This window comes from Saccharibacillus sp. JS10, from assembly GCF_024436065.1.
Lineage (GTDB): Bacteria > Bacillota > Bacilli > Paenibacillales > Paenibacillaceae > Saccharibacillus.
In genome coordinates this window covers 439,680-456,551 of sequence record NZ_JANFNS010000002.1, presented here as the reverse complement: position 1 = coordinate 456,551, position 16,872 = coordinate 439,680, and the positions used below count along the sequence as shown (strand labels likewise).

At 47.7% G+C, this 16,872-nt stretch carries 14 protein-coding genes; 3 read left to right on the top strand and 11 right to left on the bottom strand.

Annotated features, from left to right (window positions below):
* Positions 1–28: 28 nt before the first annotated feature.
* The 8 genes from tsaB to NOM90_RS07480 form a co-directional block, all read right to left on the bottom strand.
* On the bottom strand, positions 29–820 hold the full coding sequence (tsaB, locus tag NOM90_RS07515; RefSeq protein WP_255941075.1) for a tRNA (adenosine(37)-N6)-threonylcarbamoyltransferase complex dimerization subunit type 1 TsaB: 792 nt from the start codon (positions 818–820) through the stop codon (positions 29–31).
* 32 nt (positions 821–852) lie between these two features.
* Positions 853–1,344: a tRNA (adenosine(37)-N6)-threonylcarbamoyltransferase complex ATPase subunit type 1 TsaE gene (gene tsaE, locus NOM90_RS07510; RefSeq protein WP_370866582.1), complete on the bottom strand. Its 492-nt coding sequence runs from the start codon at positions 1,342–1,344 to the stop codon at positions 853–855.
* 98 nt (positions 1,345–1,442) lie between these two features.
* Positions 1,443–2,222 (bottom strand): ABC transporter permease, encoded by a 780-nt coding sequence (locus tag NOM90_RS07505; protein ID WP_255941074.1) that lies wholly within the window; start codon positions 2,220–2,222, stop codon positions 1,443–1,445.
* Positions 2,215–3,171 (bottom strand): ABC transporter ATP-binding protein, encoded by a 957-nt coding sequence (locus NOM90_RS07500; RefSeq protein ID WP_255941073.1) that lies wholly within the window; start codon positions 3,169–3,171, stop codon positions 2,215–2,217. The genes NOM90_RS07505 and NOM90_RS07500 overlap by 8 nt, the downstream gene beginning before the upstream one ends.
* A 146-nt stretch (positions 3,172–3,317) precedes the next feature.
* On the bottom strand, positions 3,318–7,910 hold the full coding sequence (gltB, locus tag NOM90_RS07495; RefSeq protein ID WP_255941072.1) for a glutamate synthase large subunit: 4,593 nt from the start codon (positions 7,908–7,910) through the stop codon (positions 3,318–3,320).
* 792 nt (positions 7,911–8,702) lie between these two features.
* The gene (locus NOM90_RS07490) at positions 8,703–9,284 is read right to left on the bottom strand and encodes a TetR/AcrR family transcriptional regulator (protein WP_255941071.1); all 582 of its coding nucleotides are present in this window, start codon (positions 9,282–9,284) and stop codon (positions 8,703–8,705) included.
* Between the two features lie 178 nt (positions 9,285–9,462).
* Positions 9,463–10,146 carry a metal-dependent hydrolase gene (locus NOM90_RS07485; RefSeq protein WP_255941069.1) on the bottom strand — a complete coding sequence of 228 codons (684 nt, stop codon included), beginning with the start codon at positions 10,144–10,146 and terminating at the stop codon, positions 9,463–9,465.
* A 160-nt stretch (positions 10,147–10,306) separates the two neighbouring features.
* Positions 10,307–11,254, bottom strand: a complete 948-nt coding sequence (locus NOM90_RS07480; protein WP_255941068.1) for a cell wall hydrolase — start codon at positions 11,252–11,254, stop codon at positions 10,307–10,309.
* A gap of 377 nt (positions 11,255–11,631) precedes the next feature.
* On the opposite strand from NOM90_RS07480, the gene NOM90_RS07475 reads away from it, so the two are divergent.
* Together NOM90_RS07475 and NOM90_RS07470 are read left to right on the top strand one after the other, a co-directional pair.
* Complete coding sequence (locus NOM90_RS07475) at positions 11,632–12,204, top strand: RNA polymerase sigma factor (RefSeq protein ID WP_255941067.1); 573 nt, start codon at positions 11,632–11,634, stop codon at positions 12,202–12,204.
* A gap of 2 nt (positions 12,205–12,206) precedes the next feature.
* Complete coding sequence (locus NOM90_RS07470) at positions 12,207–13,139, top strand: anti-sigma factor (RefSeq protein ID WP_255941066.1); 933 nt, start codon at positions 12,207–12,209, stop codon at positions 13,137–13,139.
* A 55-nt stretch (positions 13,140–13,194) separates the two neighbouring features.
* Here NOM90_RS07470 and thpR read toward each other — a convergent pair whose 3' ends face one another.
* Positions 13,195–13,782 (bottom strand): RNA 2',3'-cyclic phosphodiesterase, encoded by a 588-nt coding sequence (gene thpR, locus NOM90_RS07465; protein ID WP_255941065.1) that lies wholly within the window; start codon positions 13,780–13,782, stop codon positions 13,195–13,197.
* Between the two features lie 6 nt (positions 13,783–13,788).
* The gene (locus NOM90_RS07460) at positions 13,789–14,682 is read right to left on the bottom strand and encodes a YihY/virulence factor BrkB family protein (protein ID WP_255941064.1); all 894 of its coding nucleotides are present in this window, start codon (positions 14,680–14,682) and stop codon (positions 13,789–13,791) included.
* A gap of 139 nt (positions 14,683–14,821) precedes the next feature.
* Here NOM90_RS07460 and NOM90_RS07455 point away from each other — a divergent pair, with 139 nt between their 5' ends.
* Positions 14,822–15,772: a D-2-hydroxyacid dehydrogenase gene (locus tag NOM90_RS07455; protein ID WP_255941063.1), complete on the top strand. Its 951-nt coding sequence runs from the start codon at positions 14,822–14,824 to the stop codon at positions 15,770–15,772.
* Positions 15,773–15,914: 142 nt separating this feature from the next.
* Here NOM90_RS07455 and NOM90_RS07450 read toward each other — a convergent pair whose 3' ends face one another.
* A complete protein-coding gene (locus NOM90_RS07450; protein WP_255941062.1) occupies positions 15,915–16,841 on the bottom strand; it encodes a DMT family transporter in 927 nt (308 codons plus the stop codon).
* Positions 16,842–16,872: the final 31 nt, after the last annotated feature.

The window sequence follows — 16,872 nt, the reverse complement described above, 5'->3', positions numbered from 1 at the left end:
GATGCTCCACCGCATGCGACCCCCTTTTTTATTGAGCTGGCTTTGTATGCTTTAATAGATTGGCTTCGGCTTCTGTCACTTGCGTATAGTTCGGCAAAAGAGTATGAGCTTCCGTTGTTTCGCCAGCTGCAAGTTTGTGCTGCCCGATCTTGCCGATCCAACTCGCGTCGACCTGACAAAGTTGGGCATGAACCTTTTCGGGCGACAATCCGCTCAACTCTGCAAAAGTATCAATCTTCTCGGCATGTTGAGCAACGTCTCCGGTAAACAAGATCTGCTCAGGACGATCCGAAATCGCAGTGTTTTGGAACTTACGTGCCAATTCGGCGACCCAATCTTGAGTCAACAAAATCGCGTCTTCCGCAAGCCGTTTCAATCGCTCTGCCTGAACGCCTTCTGCTTCGAATAATGCCGTATACGCTTGACCGCGCCTTGCATCGACAAGCGGAATCACCCAAATGCGGGCTTCGAAATCCGTGTTGGCGAGCCCTGATGCTGCCTGAGCTTCCAAACTCGATACCGCCACGACTGGAATTTTGAGCGCCCAAGCCAAAGTCTTGGCTGTTGTAACCGCGATTCGTACGCCTGTGTAAGAACCCGGCCCGATTCCGACTGCAATGCCTGTCAAATCTGATTTATTGATCTCGGACTGCTGCAACAACTGTTGAATCTCCGGCAATAAATTGACCGAATGGTTGCGCTCCGCTAACTTATTACTTTCTGCTAGTACCTGATCTTCATTCAATACCGCTACGGCTTGCGCAGCACTTGAGGTGTCTAACGCAAGAATCCGGCTCTGCGGCCGGCTATCTTTTTCCATATTACATGCTCCGTCCTTCTTGAATTCTTAAATTATTGAGATACCGGTAAGTTTGCGACCCACTCGGTGTATGGCGTACCGATCCCTTCGCAGTGAATGATCCGCGCGTCGCCTCCGGTATGCTCAATACGCAAATGAAGAATGTAGGTTGGCAACAGATCGGGAATGATCGAAGCCCATTCGACTAAAGATACGCCAGCACCTTCAAAATATTCTTCCAATCCTAAATCTTCGGCTTCATCCTGCGAGATGCGATATACATCCATATGATAAAGAGGCAAACGCCCCTCATATTCTTTGATTAATGTAAAAGTAGGGCTGTTTACGATCCCTTTTACGCCTAAAGCTGCGGCAAAACTTTGCGAAAATTTCGTTTTTCCGGCTCCTAGATCTCCATCAAGCGCGATCACTGTACCGGGATGAGCCAACTTTGCAAAATATTCCGCAAGCGCTGCGGTATCGGCTTCGCTATGTGAAATCCATTGCCGAATCAGAGTCTCGTCTGCTTGCACGTCTTTCTTCACCTTCGCTTCCTAAAATCCGAACGCACTCAAAGTCGAGTGCGCCGGTTTGTCGATCTTCTTATTATAGCGCAATTCATAGATGCAAGGCACTCCCGCCTTTACGCCACATCTCTTTTTCGGAATACCCAGAACGTTAACGCAAGGAACACCATGTAGTATACAGCCAGAACAGCTAAAGAGAATCCAAGCGTCGTCACGCCATATGTGCCTGTCTCCGAACCTAGATATTGACCTAGATTCAAGTTGGCGAACAACAGATACCGACCGATTTCGTATTTGGAAGGATCGATCAGCAAAGTGATCAGCGAACCCATAAACAGTAGAACAATCGTCAGCGCGACCGAAAGCGAATTGCTTCGGAAGATCGCAGCGAACATAAATGCCATCGTGACATACATCAGCGTATCAATGAGTCGATACAGAAGCGACATCCAGAAGAAATCAGACAGACTCCCTGCAAGTTGTCCCAAAATATCGTTTGAACCCGACTGATTTTCGAATAAGATCGAGGAAACGCCAAGACTTACGAAAATCATTATGGCATATAACGTCAGCATAAACAGCACGATCGCTACATATTTGGACAACAAAATTTTGATCCGACTCCACGGACGAATCAGCAGTAACTTAATGGTACCGCGTGAAAACTCGCCGGCTACCGTGTCCGCTGCTACCGCGACCGAGAAGACCGTCGGCAAAAACCAAAATTGAAGCATCGTGTTCATCGAACTCCATACACCCATATCTTCACTAATAAAATGAAATAAAACAGGCATTAATACAGCGATTAGGAGCAAGATGCCGAGCATGATCCAAGTCCGTACCCGCGCATGGATTTTAATATTTTCGTTATGCACCAAAGCAAAAAAATTAAACAATGCCGCCACCTCCCGTCATCTCCAAAAATTGATCTTCGAGCGAACGCTTCTGAGGGTGAATGCCATAGACTGCGATGCCCGCTTGTACAAGGCGCGCATTGATCTCCGCGATTCCTTCGCGATTCGTGCGTACGACCAATCGACCGTCGCGAATCTCGCCGCCGCCTAGCAGCGCAATCGCTTCTTCCATTTGCCCGACATCGAAGATCGTTTCCAGCATCGTCTCCGCATCGGACTCGCCATGAAGTTGACGCACATCGATTAGTTTGCCCGCTTGGATGATCGCAACCGAATCACACATCAATTCCATCTCGCTGAGCAAATGACTGGATACGAATACGGTCGTTCCTTCGCGGCGCGTCAGTTCACGCAAATAATCACGCAGTTCGCGAATACCTTGTGGATCTAGACCATTCGTCGGTTCATCCAAAATCAACAACTTCGGACGATGCAAGATCGCTTGTGCGACGCCGAGACGTTGACGCATTCCTAGCGAATATGTAGACACTTTATCTCGAATCCGTTTTTCCAAGCCCATAAACTTCACGACTTCGTCGATCCGTTCTTTGGTCACGTCTGCTCTCATTCGAGCATATTGCAGCAAATTGCTGTACCCGCTGAGATAGCTGTACATCTCCGGGTTTTCGACAATAGCTCCTACTTCGGTGATCGCTTTTTCAAAAGACTGCTTAATGCTGTGCCCCGCAATCACAATGTCTCCCGAACTTAATTTCATCAAGCCTGTCATCATCCGAATGGTAGTCGTTTTACCTGAACCATTGGGTCCCAAAAATCCGAAGACTTGTCCGGCAGGTACATCTAGCGTCAAATTTTCGATAATCGTTTTGCGACCGATCCGCTTGACGACATTGCTAAAACGAACGACCGGTTCTCCCGATCCTTGCCGCCCCTCTTTTGAATCGAGCATTTTTTCGCTAATCGTTTCCATCCACAAACCTCCTTCAATCGTTTTCGACTTTATATCCTTTATCAATGTAACATAGACAACGATCTAATCTGGTCATTTTTTCAAGAAAAAAGCCCGTTGGTTTCTCTAACGAGAACTCAACGGGCTATCTTTATTTACTTATGCCATTAACCGCCTGTACGTGCCAGTTCGCGCATATTCGCTTCAAATGCCGCAAGCAATGCAGCTTCGCCAGTCAGACCCGTCGATTCTGCTTTTTCGATCTGCTCCAGCATCCGTTTGTAGTCTTTTGGAATAACGCGGACAAAGCGCGATGACGTCTGTTCCCAACCGTCAAGGATCAGCTTCGCTACACCGCTTCCGGTAAGCTGCGCGTGACGCTCGATCATGCCGCGTACTTCTTCTTTTTCCGCTGCGTCTTCCAGATTCTCAAGCAGAACCATCTCCAGATTGCAACGGTCAACGAAGTCGCCTGTCCCATCATAGATGTACGCAACGCCGCCTGACATACCGGCTGCAAAGTTACGTCCTGTCGTACCTAAGACCACGACGCGTCCGCCTGTCATATATTCGCAGCCGTGATCGCCTGTACCTTCAACGACAATCTTCGCACCAGAGTTACGCACGGCAAAACGCTCACCCGCGATCCCGCTGATATACGCTTCGCCGCCTGTTGCTCCGTACAGCGCCGTGTTACCGATGATGATATTTTCTTCCGACTTGAAGGTCGATTTCGGATCAGGCTTCACGATGATTTTACCGCCCGATAGACCTTTGCCGACATAGTCATTGGAATCGCCCGATACTTCAAGCGTGATGCCTTTCGGTACGAATGCCCCCAAGCTCTGACCTGCCGAACCTGTAAAGCGCAGCGTAATCGTATCGTCAGGTAGACCTGCCGCTCCGTATTTGCGCGTCACTTCGCTGCCGAGAATCGTACCCGCGGCGCGATCCACATTCGTAATTTTGAAATGAGCTTCGACTTTCTCCCCACGCTCAAGCGCAGGAGCCGCAACATTCAGCAACTCACGCATATCGAGCGTTTGCTCCAAGCCGTGGTTTTGCGTTTGCGTACGGTAAGGCGCACTGCCTTCTGGAAGCTGCGGAATATGCAGAAGTGGCGACAGATCCAGCCCTTTCTTTTTCCAATGATGCGAAGCATCCACTGTGTCGAGGCAATCGGTACGTCCGACCATCTCTTGAATACTACGGAAGCCAAGACTCGCCATGATCTCGCGTACGTCTTCGGCTACGAATTTCATAAAGTTCACGACATGCTCAGGATCACCCATGAAGTTTTTGCGAAGTTCCGGGTTTTGCGTCGCGACGCCGACTGGGCAAGTATCCAATTGACATACGCGCATCATGATACAACCGACTGCGATCAGCGGAGCTGTCGAGAAGCCATATTCTTCCGCGCCAAGCAGTGCCGCTACCGCAAGGTCGCGTCCAGATAGCATTTTGCCGTCTGTCTCAAGCACTACGCGGTCGCGCAGATTGTTCAAAATCAATGTCTGATGCGTCTCGGCAAGACCCAATTCCCACGGCATACCCGCGTGACGGATCGAACCTTGCGGCGATGCGCCCGTACCGCCGTCATAACCGCTGACGAGGATAATATCGGCGCGACCTTTGGCTACGCCTGCCGCAATCGTACCAACCCCGACTTCGGATACCAACTTCACGTTGATATCTGCGCGAGGATTCGCATTTTTCAAATCATAGATCAATTCAGCCAAATCTTCGATCGAATAAATATCGTGGTGCGGTGGCGGCGAGATCAGACCTACGCCCGGTGTCGAACCGCGAACTTCGGCAACCCACGGATATACTTTACGACCCGGTAATTGTCCGCCTTCGCCCGGTTTTGCGCCTTGCGCCATTTTGATCTGGATTTCGTCAGCGTTCACCAGATAGTTCGACGTTACGCCGAATCGTCCCGAAGCGACCTGTTTGATCGCACTACGGCGCGAATCGCCGTTCGCTTCTGGAATAAAGCGTGCCGGGTCTTCGCCGCCTTCGCCTGTATTACTTTTGCCGCCGATTCGGTTCATCCCGACTGCCAGCGCTTCATGTGCTTCTTTACTGATCGAACCAAATGACATCGCGCCTGTTTTGAAGCGTTTCATAATCGACTCTGCCGATTCGACTTCTTCAAGCGGAACCGCTTCGCCAGCTGGTTTGAGATTAAGCAATGCACGTAAAGTCAGATGCTTTTTGGACTCGCCTTCAACCAAGCGCGCGTATTTTTTGTATGTCTCGTAATCGCCGGTACGTACCGCATGTTGCAGTAAATGGATCGTTTGCGGATTGAACAAATGTTCTTCGCCGTCGCTGCGCCATTGGTAATCGCCGCCGGAATCCAGCACTTTATCGATGCCGTCTTTGTCGGAGAATGCACGGTTATGTTGAAGCAGTGCATCGAATGCGACTTCTTCCAATCCGATCCCGCCAATACGCGTTGGCGTCCATGTGAAGTAGCGATCGACAAATTCCGATTTCAGACCTACGGCTTCGAAAATTTGTGCGCCGCGATACGATTGGATCGTCGAGATACCCATTTTGGACAAGATTTTCACGACGCCTTTGGTCATGCCTTTAATGAAGTTTTTCACAGCTTTCTCATGCGAAATCCCTCTTAACATGCCTTGCGAGATCATATCGTCAAGGGTTTCGAACGCCAAGTACGGATTGACTGCACTGATGCCGTAACCAAGCAGCAACGCAAAATGATGCACATCACGCGGTTCGCCCGATTCCAGCAGCAACGTTACTTTGGTACGCGTACCTTTGCGAATCAAATGGTGGTGCATGTTGGCAACAGCCAGCAAAGCTGGAATTGCAGCATTTTGGCGATCGACGCCTTTGTCGGACAAGATCAAGATATTATGACCTTTTTCGATAACGCGGTCAGCGGCTTCACACATTTTGTCCAGTGCTTCGCGCAGACCTTCGGCGCCTTTTGCCGCTTCGAAAAAGATCGGAATCGTCATCGCACGGAAACCTGGACGGTGACGGTGCACATGACGGATTTTAGCAAAGTCCTCATTAGAAAGAACCGGTGTATCAAGCGAAATCATACGGCAACTTTCCGGTTCCGCCAGCAGCAAGTTACGCTCTGGACCGATCGCGGTCGAAGCCGACGTTACGATCTCTTCGCGAATCGCATCGATCGGCGGATTCGTCACTTGGGCAAACATCTGCTTGAAATAGTTATACAGACGCTGCGGTTTATCCGACAAGACTGCGATCGGTGCGTCGTAACCCATCGAACCCGTTGCTTCGATTCCTGTCGACGCGATCGGCTCCAATACTTTACGCAGTTCTTCGAAGGTATAACCAAACGACAATTGCAGCTGCGTCACATTTTCGTGCTTCGGCGCAATCGGTTCTTTGGCTTCTGGCAATTCGTCCAAGTTGATCATATGCTCGTCGAGCCATTCGCGGTAAGGCTCTTCCGACGAGATTTGCTGCTTCACTTCTTCATCCGACACGATGCGTCCTTGCTTCGTATCGATCAAGAGCATTCTGCCTGGACGCAGACGATCTTTGTACAAAATATCTTCAGGAGCAACGTCCAATACGCCAGCTTCGGAAGACAAGATAATACGGTCATCTTTCGTTACGTAATAACGAGCCGGGCGAAGACCGTTACGGTCAAGAATCGCTCCGATTTGCACGCCGTCCGTAAATGCCATAGCGGCTGGTCCATCCCACGGCTCCATCAGACAACTATGATATTCGTAAAAGGCTTTTTTCGTGTCGTCCATCGTTTCGTGCTTGCTCCACGGTTCTGGAACCATCATCATTGCCACGTGTGGCAGTGAACGTCCGCTCAGATACAAAAATTCGAAAGTATTGTCGAACATTGCTGTATCCGAACCGTCCGGGTTGATTACAGGTTTTACTTTGTCCAGATCGGCGCCGAACACTTCGCTTTCGAACAACGTCTGACGCGCGTGCATCCAGTTCACGTTGCCGCGCATCGTATTGATTTCACCGTTGTGAATCATGAAACGATACGGGTGAGCGCGATCCCAGCTTGGGAATGTATTCGTACTAAAGCGCGAGTGGATCAAAGCAATTGCCGAAGACAAACGTTCGTCTGCAAGGTCAGGGTAGAACAGTCCGACTTGAGCAGTGGTCAACATGCCTTTGTAGACAATTTTGCGGCTCGACAAGCTTGGGATATAGAACGATTCTGCGCCTTCGCCTTCCGCGTAACGAATCGACATTTCAGCCAACCGGCGAATCACATATAATTTGCGCTCAAAAGCCAAATCGTCTGTTCCGTGCACTTCGCCGCGTCCGATAAAGACTTGTCTTACGCAAGGCTTAGCTGCTTTGGCGGAAAAACCGAGTGTACTATCGTCGGTCGGTACGGTACGGAAACCAAGCAACTTCTGTCCTTCTGCTTGGATAATCTCGCCGAGCATATACTCATGACGAGCACGAATTTTGTCGTCCATCGACAAAAATAACATTCCGACGCCATACTCGCCCGCCGCAGGAAGCGTGAACCCTAGGTCTTGCGCCGCGAAAAAGTCGTGCGGAATTTGCAACATGATTCCGGCTCCGTCACCGGAGTTCGGCTCGGCGCCTTGACCGCCGCGATGCTCCATATTTTCAAGCATGGTCAGTGCGTCACGAACGATATTGTGCGCAGGCGTTCCTTTAATATTGGCGATAAAGCCCATACCGCAGGCATCTTTTTCAAACTGCGGATCGTATAGACCCTGTTTCGGAGGCAATCCAGTCATTTCATCAAACAACCTTTCTATAATGAAATTCATTCATCCCGACAAAAGAGACAGGCACTTGCATAGAGCAGCCACCGAAAACCGAAAAGCCTTAGATATAAGAGAACAGACTCCTTTTCGAATCCAGCGGGGGTCCGCAGGGGTCAAAAAGCAGTCTTCCACATCCCGCCAAAAAAACGGGCTCGCAGTTGGATTTTTAGTTTCCCTATTGTAACATTCGGCTGACACGGCGTGCAATTTAATTCTTTTATCTTCTCGATAAAAGTTTGTTTTGCGGCAAAGCATTAGTGCAGTGATGTATGAAGCTCTGCGTTTGCCTTACGCAAGATGTGCGCAGGGAAATAACATGATTTTGAGTCATTATACGATAAAAAAATAACTTTGCCTATGGGTAGGGCAATTTGTCCAAGCAATGATGCAAAATGTGCAAAACAGTTACTTGGGTGGGGGAAGCAGAAAGACTGCGAGAGAAATTCGTTAGCGTATGTTTACGATGTGTCTTTCTTCGAAAGCCTTTAGGTCGCGTGTTGAAATTGGGAAAAAGGATTTAACCTTTTATTTGAGCTTTCCCAATTAGCGGTGCAAATTTTAAGGCTTATTCCCGGAAAATCTGCACCACAAAGGCGAACACTATCGCATATGCTTCCGAAGTGCATTTCTCCGAAATGCTAGCGTATGCTTCCGAAGTGCATTTCTCCGAAATGCTTTACCTTCACTGAATTTCTCTCTCCGTCTTTCCGCTTCCAGTTACGTTTCGTTTACCTGCTTCATGGCTTGGATAATTAAAAGGAATTAAGGAGCAGTTGTGAAGCCCTGAGTCAAGAAGGTGAACATATGCTGCTTCAATTCTTCTTTGGACATCGGGGGATGGTGCATTTCCCATTCTCCGGTGAGGGCGATAAAGAGTTTCAGCATACCGAATGCGATGACTTCGGCGTTGCCTTCGCGGATTAGACCTTTTTCGATCGATTCGCGTACGACTTGTTGTAAAAATTCGAGTACGACGCTTTCCACTTTAAACAAAGCGGCTTTGGCTTGTGGAGTTCCGATATCGCGTAATTCTTGTGACAATTTCAAAAATAAATCGTGTTCTTCGCGGAATTCCAAGATCGCATCCAAAGCTTGATAAATATTTTCGAAAAAAGGACGCTCTGCGCGAATTTCCGCTTCGGCTCTGCGTTGCAATTCACGAATCGCACTGAGCAAGATTTCATCGAATAATTCTTCTTTATTTTCAAAAAACGTATAGATGGTTCCTTTTCCTACGTTCGCAATTTTTGCAACCTGATCCATCGTGGTCGCTTTATAGCCGAATAATGAAAACGATTGAGCAGCTGCTTGTAAAATCAGTTCGCGACGATCAATATGAGCCAATACGTTCCCCTCCTACTTTATATCTGTAAAAATGACTAATTTTAATTATTGGTCATTTAGTCAAATTAAACTTATCATAGCTTTCTTGAGACTACAACATTTTTATAGTTTAGCAAATTTTCGCGCAAAAAAGACCTTTCTTCTATAAAGAAGAAAGGTCTTCATCAAATCTATTTCATTATACGTCGAGGCTCTCGCCGTTTTTCAAAGCAATTCCTTCGATACCGTCTTTCTTCAAACCTTCACAAAACGCGTTTACGTCTTGTTTAATTGGCGGGAACGTATCATAGTGCATTGGCAATACTTTAGGTGCGCCAATCCATTTGGCTGCGATCTGTGCATCTTCGGGTCCCATCGTAAAGAAATCTCCGATTGGAAGTGCCGCAATGTCGATCTTGTTCAGTTCCCCGATAATTTTCATATCGCCGAACAGCGCGGTATCCCCTGCATGGTACAATGTTTTTCCGCCGATCGTCAGCAAGATTCCTGCCGGTTCGCCGCCATAAATGACGCGATCGCCAACAGTCAAAGAAGAACTGTGGAATGCCAACGTGTACTTCACTTTGAATCCGTCGAATTGATGCGAACCGCCGATGTTCATACCTACCGCTTCTACACCTTGCTCCGAGCAATAATTGGCAAGTTCGACTGGAGCGACAACTGGACAGTTGTTGGCTTTGGCGATTTCAATGGTGTCTCCGAAATGATCGCCATGCGCATGCGTCAATAATACGGCATCAACTTTGATGTCTGAAGGATGAATGCCTGATTCGGGATTACCGCTCAAAAACGGATCAATAATGATCGATTTCCCTTCGGCTTCTACCAATAAAGCAGAGTGTCCATAATACGTAATTTTCATAATCGACATGCTCCTTTCGCTTTCAAATAGACGTGTTTGAATACTACAAATCGCATATTCAACTTTTGGCGTATACGACTTTCGCTTTATTATAACGCGTAAACGTATGTAACCCAAATTCGCTATTGTTTAGCTGGGATCTTAAGGAATACAGTTTGATTTATTTGAAGAACGTATGATGCCCGATTTTTTTGACCGGTGTGCGCGTATTTGGAATCGTCATGTCGGTAGCTAATGAAATCGACACGAAATAATACGTATCATCCGGCACTTCTTTTCGACCGTTCAAAGCTTCAGCGACTGCTTTGACTGCATCTTCAGAAGGCGTTACGCGATCAAAACGACCATTTTGCACAGGTGAAAACTGATATCGTTGATAGATAACATCTCTAACCGTATCGGGAAAATTCGCAGAACGAAGACGATTCAATACAACATTGGCGACAGCGACTTTACCTGGATAAGGTTCACCTTCTGCTTCTGCCATGACGATACGTTGAAGCAAAAGTACGTCTTCATCAGACAGATCGTAAGTCCAAGTCGCTTCGGAAGACTGATCTTGACTGAGCAGCGCAGTTCTAGTGAAGAACAATTGGGTTGGGGGAGTATGGGATGTGACCGAGTTCTTTTTCGAATCGGCCTCTGCCGCGGATGCGGTCTTTTGAGCGGAAACTGGCGTGGACGTAGCCTGTTTCTTGTTGCTCTTTTGTTGACTGGAGACGCTCGATGCTGTCTCTTTTTGAGTAGTTTTCGTTTTTGAAGCGACGGTTGCCTTTTTTTCGGACTTTTGTGCAGTTACGACTTTAGATTGGGCAGCGGATTTACTTTTTTGTTGCTGCTGCTTGTCCGCCGCAGAGTTTGATTTCGACTCTTGCAGTTGCGTCCAAGCGGCGGTCCTTGCCTTTAATTCTGGATACAATACATGATCGAATATCGAATCGGTTCGTTCGCAAGCCCCCATGCTCACGTACGTTCCTTCTGTTTTGTCTACCGCTTCTGCATAAGATGGGCGTACACCATTAAGTGTCCACACGGTCGCTGCACAAACAAAAATTAAGATCACGCCAACCAATAGCACGATCCAACGGTTATCTTTAAGTTGTTCCATAATATAAATATCCTCCTTACTTTCGACATACTCCCTTCCTATGTAACCACTCAAATTCGTTTTGAATCGAATTTTTCCCGAAAGTACGTTCGCCTTTTTCGAGGTTTTTGTGAATAGAAAGAGGAATGATAAAAAAAAGCACAAAGCTCATTATAGCTTACATGAACATTTTTTTCAATTTGCAATCTTTTTTCAGCTTTTTTCATCCCGTTTACAGACCCAAAATAGGCTAGTATAGTTTTGTTTCATAACCAAATAATTTGGTTTGAATCATAAAAAAAGCTATTTTTTAAATTTTATTTTTAAATAATGTCATCCATAGTAAAAGATTTTGCGAAAGGTATAATAGAAGGGAGAATACTGAGAGGAGCTCCTGAATGAATGAACAAACGGAAGACCTCCGTCTGATTCGGCAAATTGCCGATCGAGATGCGGGGGCGCTCGAACTTTTGTATGATACTTACGAAAGACCCGTATATGCTTTCGCTTACCGTTTATTGAACGACTCGATGGCTGCGGAAGAAGCGGTACAAGAATTATTTATGCGAATTTGGAACAATGCGGAACGTTACAATTCCTCTAACGGCAAATTATCGACTTGGATGTTTGCGCTGACGCGTAATATTTCAATTGATATGCTCAGAAGACGTAGCGCCAGAGCAGCAGCGATTCCTGTTGAAGACGAACATCTTAATGCGATACTTGACGAATCATCGGACACGGAACAAACTGTCGAACGCACGCTTGAAGGAGAACGTGTTTTGACCGCATTGCAGGAACTTGGCGATGAACAACAACAAGTCATTGACTTGATTTACTACAAGGGATTGACGCAGCAGGAAGTGTCCGAACGCTACAATATCCCGCTCGGAACGGTCAAAAGCCGTGTCCGGCTTGCATTGAAGCAATTACAAAAAAGACTGACTCTTACAGAAAGGGGGGAATCGTAACGATGAGCGAACGCAAAGATTCGATGATTGATCTTGCTGAAGAATATGCACTCGGCGGAATGGATGAATTAGAACAAGCCGAATATGAATTCTTTTTGTCCGAACATGCGGAAGAACAACAACGCGTAACTGAACTTCTAGACACAACCGGTATGTTGGCGCTTGCCTCAAAACCGGTCACTCCCCCATCCGGCATGAAAAATCGTATTTTGGCAAATGTATTGGGGAATTCGGAAACAGAAATGATGCGCGAACAAGCATTGCAAAGTATTGAAGCAGATTCGGCTCGTCGCGATGTTGAAGAACGCAGCCACCTCGAAGAAACTGCACCATCACCGGTACGTGCCGTAAATGATCGTGTGAATTCAGAAAAGTCTACCTCTACAGCAACTCCAGTCGTTTCAACAGCAAAAGCAAGACTGAGCCGTAGTCTGTGGGCAGGTGCAGCGACGATCATGGCAGCCGCTGCTGTGATTTTAGCAATCTATACAGGGCAACTTCGCAGCGAAATGAACGATATGCGTTCCACCCTTACTGCGATGGAGCAGCGCACTTCAGACATGCAGCAACAACTGACAGCGGCAAACAGCCCGGCTGTAGGCGCTCAAGTCGATCGTACGGTGGCTTTGGTCGGCAGCGAAGAAGATCCGTCCGCTTCCGGTATGGCAGCTATGGTGCAAGACGATACCGGAACGCGCCTAGTCGTTCAAGCTAGCGATTTACCGAAGCTTAGCGGCAACGAAGCGTATCAAGTCTGGTTGATCAAAGGCGATCAAAAAATTAATGCCGGTACATTCTTATCGGGCGACGGCAAAGGGGCTTTGACGTATACAATGGAGCCTGGCGATTATGATATGGTCGCGATTACGCTTGAACCGGATGCCGAAGGCGATCAACCGCGTGGTCGGATCGTTTTGGCAGGAGCTTTGGCTTAACACTTAAAATGAAGACTCAATAAAAAGACCCTTGAATTCTCGGCGTATCGAGAACTCAAGGGTCTTTTGTGTTAAAGAGCGGAAAAGAAGATACTTCTTCGTACATCGGGCTCTTATTCATATGCGTCCGATATAACACTGCCCGGTCGATGATCCCGACCGATAAAGCCGGAGCCGACGCAAGCTTCGCCGGCTCGAACACCGGTGCATCTGCCGCATATTGACGCGCCAGCGTCAAATGCGCCCGGAAGCTGCGCTTTTCCCGCGCAAAGCCCAGCGGCGCAAGCGCCTCCTCTGTCGCGTCGGCAAGACGCGACAACCCTGCCGAGCCTGACGCTGGCTCGGCGAACAGCACGCGCGGCGCTTCCGGCAAGCCGAAGATTGCCGCGCCGGCAAGTTCCAGCGCGAACGGCGTCTCGCGCGCCAAAGCTTCGCGAAGCGCGGCGTTGATCTCCGCGATTCGCTCTTCTTCTACACTGCCCAGAAATTTCAGCGTGAAATGAACGTCACGGGGATCGGTCCAGCGGCGAAACGAAGATTCGCCGAATGTCGATTTTGCCCAAGCGTTCAGTCGCATTCCGACTTCTACGCCTATCGGGATCGCAACGAACAGATGCGGGCTTCTTTTTTCTTGCTGCGACATCACTAATCACCCTCCTCTCGGCGTGGATTGCCTTGCTGGAACCCGATCGCTTTTGCCTGCTTTCAAAGTCGCGTTCACTTCGCCGCCGACCATAATGATGATCGAGCTAAAATACAGCCACGTCAGCAAAATGATAATCCCGCCAAGACTCCCGTACGTTTTCGTAAAATTACCGAAGTTGTTGACGTAGAAAGAAAACGCCAACGACGTAAGCAACCATCCAATTGTCGCAAATACCGCTCCCGGAAAAGCTTCGCGAATCTTAATCTGACGATTAGGCGCGATCCAGTACAACGCAGTGAATACCGCGATCAATATCACAAGGGGTGTCACATATTGCAGCGGTCCCCATACGCTTTCAAACCCCGGCGGGTAATCCAGCAAACGGTTCAATTGATCCCCGATCCAACGTCCAAATACGATTAACAGGACGCTAACCAGCAGCACGATCCCCAGTACAAGAGTCGATAATAACGAGACTAACCGAATCTGCCAAAACTTCCGGTTTTCCTCGACGTCATACGCTTTGTTTAATCCTTTGATTACAGCATTAATGCCCCGAGAAGCCGTCCAGATCGTAGCGAGCATCCCGACCGATAACAAAGTTCCGTTCGCACCCGTCACTTCGCTTAGTATCCCTTCGACCGTATCCATCGCCGCTCTCGGTAACACTTGACGCGCTACATTCAACATCTGATCGATAGATAAGTCGACATAACCGATCATCGTCACAATAAAAATCAAAAACGGAAAAAAAGATAACAATAAATAATACGCAAGCTGCGCACCGATTCCACTCACTTCGTCATCGCGTATCCGAATAAATAACCGATACCCAAAATCAAAAGCGTACATGACGTATTTTCCGATCGTGACCGCCCCTTTTTCTAAATCAACCATTTCTCTGCTTTCTAGCTATGGGTATTATACCCTTTTTTCGATCCTCCTTCGCATCTTCATGTAGGTAAGAAGATTTATATAGCAAACTTTGCTAAGATAGGTAGATAGAGATTGCGAAAACAAGGAGGAACACTTTATCATGCCAACGATTTTGACGCTTTATCCTTTTTCAGATGAACAGACTCAGCAAATCCGAGAGATCGCACCGGACTATGAATTAAAAAGTGTTCCGATCAAAGAAGTGACACCTGAACAAATACGCAGCGCAGATATTTTGGTCGGCTGGAATCGCAAAACGGAGCAAGCCGCGATCGAAAGCGATTCGCTAAAATGGGTGCAATCGTGGTCGGCTGGGGTCGATTACTTCCCACTGGATGCCTTCGAACGTAAAAATATCGCATTGACGAATTCCGGCGGCGTTCACGCGATTCCGATTTCCGAGCATATTTTCGCCGTACTTCTCAGTATGACACGCAGCTTGCATCTAAATATTCGCAACCAAGCGCAAGGCGTATGGGACAAAAAAGGCAATTATGGCGAAGCATCAGGACGCACGATGGTGATTGTCGGAACCGGTCATATCGGACGCGCTACAGCTAGACTCGCCAAAGCTTTCGGAATGAACACGATCGGAGTGCGTCATTCTGGACGTCCCGAAGAATATATCGACGAAATGTATACAACCGACGGGATCGAAGAAGCTTTCGGCAAAGGCAATGTGATCGTTAGCATTTTGCCGCTAACCGATCAGACCGAACACTTTTTCAATGCAAAAAGTTTCGATTATATGAAGCGTGGTACGCTGTTTATCAATGTAGGTCGAGGTCAAAGCGTCGATACGGACGCGCTGCTTGAAGCTTTGGAAAAAGGCATTTTATCAGGCGCGGCATTGGATGTATTCGAACAAGAACCGCTGCCGGAAGACCATCCGTTATGGAAACGCGAAGACGTCATTATCACTCCGCATGTCGCAGGCAATACCGATCATTACGATGTACGCGCTACTGAAATTTTTATCGATAACCTTAAAGCTTTTGTCAAAGGCGAAACGTTGCCACGCAACCTCGTGGATTACGCGCGTAAATACTAATCAGGTTGGTCAAGGTTAATCTGCAATACAAGTTACGCTATATATAATAGTAGAAATTTTTTCAAAAAAAGCAGGAAAAATACTACAAGCACGGCGTCCGACTGCTGTCGAATGTCCGTGCTTTTTGTGCTACGTATCCCGGTTAAGACTGACTTCGCAATTTCGCTGCCGCTTTACGAGCTCGAAACATCGAACGGATCGCTTCCATATTCGTAAGAAGCACCCCGATCAATACGATTAGCGAGCCAAGTGCTGCATTCCAATGTAGCGGTTCGTCGTAGACGATAGCGCCAAGCGTTAACGCGATAAACGGCGATACGTATAACCATGTCGACGGAAAAACAGGATGCGTGCGCGAAATCAACCAATAAAATAACGTATGCCCTGCCATCGAGCCAACCAAAGTTAAGTATAAAAGCGAAAGAAGTGCATGGGACATATTCGTTACTTCCGCTGCACCGCCTTCTGTTAAAAGCGACAAAAGGAGTAGCAACCAGCCACCGTGTATCATTTGAGCCGCATTGAGTGAGGTCGGTGAAGCTTCCGGGAACTTTTTGCTGGTATATCGGGCAACCAGCGTACCGGCAGCATATCCAAGTTCGCCTACAATCACGACCATTCCGGCAATCCACCACATCGATCCCGTTTTATTTTCAGCACCGGGCAACAGCAAAAGCGCTACGCCTGCTGTCCCAATCAATGTTCCGGTTAATGCGATTTTAGGAATTCGAACGCGAGATACCCCGGCTTGCATCAACAAAATAAAAGCCGGACCTGTCGCAGAGAGTACCGAAGCTAGACCCGAAGAAATATATTGCTCCGCCCAATACACCGCCGCGAACGTAATAAACGTCATGCCGATCCCTGTAAACAACGTTTCTTTACGTAAAAGTAGCGAAAAACTGATCTTCCCACGTACTTTCATCCAGATCATTAAAATCAGACCTGCTGCTAAAAATCGAACCCCTGCTCCAAAAAAAGGCGGCAAACCTGCTTCTACCCCTAGTTTAATCGCCAAAAAAGTCGTTCCGAAAATCAAGCACATGATCAAGTAACCCAATAAAATCATCTGTTCTCCCCCTTTGCTTGCTATTGTAAAG

What these genes read in the sequence shown, in the direction of transcription:
- tsaB (WP_255941075.1), bottom strand. Translation starts at nt 820, where the DNA reads ATGGAAAAAGATAGCCGGCCGCAGAGCCGGATTCTTGCGTTAGACACC.
- NOM90_RS07500 (WP_255941073.1), bottom strand. Translation starts at nt 3,171, where the DNA reads ATGGAAACGATTAGCGAAAAAATGCTCGATTCAAAAGAGGGGCGGCAA.
- gltB (WP_255941072.1), bottom strand. Translation starts at nt 7,910, where the DNA reads ATGACTGGATTGCCTCCGAAACAGGGTCTATACGATCCGCAGTTTGAA.
- NOM90_RS07485 (WP_255941069.1), bottom strand. Translation starts at nt 10,146, where the DNA reads ATGAAAATTACGTATTATGGACACTCTGCTTTATTGGTAGAAGCCGAA.
- NOM90_RS07480 (WP_255941068.1), bottom strand. Translation starts at nt 11,254, where the DNA reads ATGGAACAACTTAAAGATAACCGTTGGATCGTGCTATTGGTTGGCGTG.
- NOM90_RS07475 (WP_255941067.1), top strand. Translation starts at nt 11,632, where the DNA reads ATGAATGAACAAACGGAAGACCTCCGTCTGATTCGGCAAATTGCCGAT.
- NOM90_RS07470 (WP_255941066.1), top strand. Translation starts at nt 12,207, where the DNA reads ATGAGCGAACGCAAAGATTCGATGATTGATCTTGCTGAAGAATATGCA.
- thpR (WP_255941065.1), bottom strand. Translation starts at nt 13,782, where the DNA reads ATGTCGCAGCAAGAAAAAAGAAGCCCGCATCTGTTCGTTGCGATCCCG.
- NOM90_RS07460 (WP_255941064.1), bottom strand. Translation starts at nt 14,682, where the DNA reads ATGGTTGATTTAGAAAAAGGGGCGGTCACGATCGGAAAATACGTCATG.
- NOM90_RS07455 (WP_255941063.1), top strand. Translation starts at nt 14,822, where the DNA reads ATGCCAACGATTTTGACGCTTTATCCTTTTTCAGATGAACAGACTCAG.
- NOM90_RS07450 (WP_255941062.1), bottom strand. Translation starts at nt 16,841, where the DNA reads ATGATTTTATTGGGTTACTTGATCATGTGCTTGATTTTCGGAACGACT.